This is a genomic window from Isoptericola croceus (assembly GCF_029382255.1).
In the GTDB taxonomy this organism is placed as follows: Bacteria; Actinomycetota; Actinomycetes; order Actinomycetales; family Cellulomonadaceae; genus Isoptericola; species Isoptericola croceus.
This window is the reverse complement of record NZ_JARLLG010000122.1, coordinates 1-281: the sequence shown is the minus strand read 5'-3', so window position 1 is coordinate 281 and position 281 is coordinate 1. Positions and strand designations below refer to the sequence as shown.

General features: G+C 60.1%; 1 protein-coding gene. It reads right to left on the bottom strand.

Annotation, left to right across the window (positions count from 1 at the left end; genetic code table 11):
• Positions 1-50: 50 nt before the first annotated feature.
• Positions 51-281 (bottom strand): hypothetical protein (locus PZC42_RS20905; RefSeq protein WP_277214017.1); only part of this gene is annotated, 231 nt, incomplete at its 5' end.

Sequence of the window (281 nt, the reverse complement as noted above, 5' to 3'; positions counted from 1 at the left end):
GATGAATTGAGGACTCGATACTGCGAGAAAACCGAATCACCACGAAAATGTCAAAGCTGTCCCATGGAATTCCAATGGAACAGCGACCCGGCTTGTGATGACAGCGCCTCATTCCCTTTGGTATTAAATAGGGCAACGTCCCCGACGAGGGCAAGAAGAAGAGCCGCACACACCGCGGCACCCGCGGCCGCGGCGACCCTCGCAACGCCGCGATGAGGCAGGAGCGCGTTGCGCGGGCCCTGGAGAGGGAGGCCCGCCAGCAGAAGATGCTGCAGAGAGAG